Raw genomic sequence first — 2,402 nt, 5'->3', positions numbered from 1 at the left:
GTCGTGGAGAGATCCAGCTTCTCGAACTCGCCCGGCAGGACGGGCCGCCCGGAGACTCGCGACCGTGCGGCCGGGCCGCGCAGCAGGGCGGTCATCACCTCGATCGGGACGGAGACCGCCCGCTCGAAGATGCGCCACTCGCGGTCAAGGTTCTCGGTCGCGTAGGTGTTGCCGGGATCGATGTGCGCCTGATGCCGGCCGCTCACCGCGAGCGTCGCCGCCCGCAGCACGACCAGCGGCCACAACGCGGCGAACTCGTCGTCGGAGATCGGCCGGACCGCCTCGAACGCCCGGACGGCGGGGACGACGAGGCTGAGGTCGTCCTCGGCGTAGAACAGCAGCGACGAGAGCGTCACGGCGAGCTCACCGATCGCCCAGCTCTCGGTCAGGTCGCCGAAGTCGATGACGCCCGCCGGCCGCCGCCGCCCCGCGGGATCCAGGGCGGCGATCACGTTGTCGTCGGTCAGGTCGCCGTGGATCACCTGGACCGGCAGGCGGTCCCGGTGCGGCGCGAGGGCGGCCTCGGCCTTCGCGGCGGCGTCGCGGACGGCCTCCGGCTCGTCCACGAACTGCGCGAGCCGGTCCACCACCTCGGCGGCGTGGCGGAGATCCCATTGCAGGATGCGGGGCGGGACACGGCCGTCGAAGGTGGCCAGCGCCCGGGAGGTCCGGCCGATCAGGTCGCCCAGCGCCGCGACGACCGAGGGTGCGAGATAGCGGCTGTCGCTGAGCACCCCGCCCTCCAGGAAGGTCAACAGCCGCATCCAGGTGGGCCGTCCGCCGACGGTGACGGGCTGTAGCGTCCGGCCGTCGGTGCCGGGCATCGACCGCGGGATCAGCAGGCCCGGCTCGCGAGCGGCGAGGTGCGCGGCGGCCTGCTCCTGGGCGGCCAGCTCGGCCTCGGTGAAGGCCGGGTTTGACACCTTCAGCACATACCGCTCGGGCCCGTCGATGCGGAAGTTGGCGTCCTGCTGGCTGCCGAGGACGGTGGCCCCGCCCTCGATCCCCCACCGCTCGGCGACCAGCGAGCGCGCCTGCTCGGCCGGCAGCTGCGGGGTGGGCAGCGCGTACGCATCGCTCATGGTCACCGGTCCCGGCCGAGAACGCTTGATCTCCCGAAACCGTACAAGGGCCGGCAGGAGGTGAGCTCCGCCATTCGGGGACAGGGTGCCGTCAGCCGGTGCGGCGGCGGCTGGGAGGATATGCGCCATGTCTGCCAGTGCCGAGTCGGATTGGGTCAACCGCTTCGCGGACGAGGTCATCGCCGAGGCCGAGCGCCGGGCGCCCGGCAAGCCGATCGTCTGCGCCTCCGGGCTGAGCCCCTCCGGGCCCATCCACCTCGGCAACCTGCGCGAGGTGATGACCCCGCACCTGGTCGCCGACGAGATCCGCCGCCGCGGCCACGAGTGCGTGCACCTGATCTCGTGGGACGACTACGACCGGTTCCGCAAGGTGCCGGCCGGTGTCGACGAGAGCTGGGCCGAGCACATCGGCAAGCCGCTGACCTCGGTGCCCGCGCCCGCCGGCAGCGCGCACCCCAACTGGGCCGAGCACTTCAAGGCCGGCATGGCGGACTCCCTGGCCGAGCTCGGGGTGGTCTTCCGGAGCATCAGCCAGACGCAGATGTACACCTCCGGCGCGTACCGGGAGCAGATCCTGCTGGCGATGCGGTCGCGGGCCAAGATCGACGCCATCCTCGGCCAGTACCGCACCAAGGCGACCGAGACCGCTGACCGGGACGACGATGCCGGCGCCGGCGCGCTGTACTCGCCGTACAAGCCGTACTGCACGGTCTGCGAGCGGGACTCGACGACCGTCACGGCGTATGACGACGAGACCACCGAGCTGACCTACACCTGCGCGTACGGGCACGGCGAGACCGTCAAGCTGACCGAGTTCAACCACGGCAAGCTGGTCTGGAAGGTCGACTGGCCGATGCGCTGGGCGTACGAGGGCGTGGTCTTCGAGCCCTCCGGCGTCGACCACAACTCCCCCGGCTCGTCGTTCACGGTCGGCACGCAGATCATCCGCGAGGTCTTCGGCGCCGAGGGGCCGATCGGCCCGATGTACGCCTTCGTCGGCATCACCGGCATGGCCAAGATGAGCAGCTCGCGAGGCGGCGTGCCCACCCCCGCCGACGCGCTGCGCATCATGGAGGCCCCGCTGCTGCGCTGGCTGTACGCCCGCCGCCGCCCCAACCAGAGCTTCAAGGTGGCCTTCGACCAGGAGATCCACCGGCTGTACGACGAGTGGGACGCGCTCGGCGCCAAGGTCGCCGCCGGCACCGCCCCGGCCTTCGACGCCCTCGCCTACGACCGGGCGGGCCGCACCGCCGAGGCGGAGCTGCCGGTGACGCCGCGACCGCTGTCCTACCGCATGCTGGCCTCGGTCGCCGACATCAC

At 72.1% G+C, this 2,402-nt stretch carries 2 protein-coding genes; one reads left to right on the top strand and one right to left on the bottom strand.

The genetic code is table 11. From position 1 onward, the window contains the following. Positions 1 to 1,082 (bottom strand): phosphotransferase (locus AB0M20_RS38475; protein WP_364305852.1); only part of this gene is annotated, 1,082 nt, incomplete at its 3' end. Between the two features lie 127 nt (positions 1,083 to 1,209). Here AB0M20_RS38475 and lysS point away from each other — a divergent pair. Next, positions 1,210 to 2,402, top strand: a 1,193-nt coding sequence (gene lysS, locus AB0M20_RS38470; RefSeq protein ID WP_364305850.1) for a lysine--tRNA ligase, incomplete at its 3' end; no start/stop codon positions are given.

This window comes from Actinoplanes sp. NPDC051633, assembly GCF_040681735.1.
Lineage (GTDB): Bacteria > Actinomycetota > Actinomycetes > Mycobacteriales > Micromonosporaceae > Actinoplanes.
The sequence above is the reverse complement of the archived record's forward strand: the minus strand, read 5'-3'. Positions and strand labels throughout refer to the sequence as shown.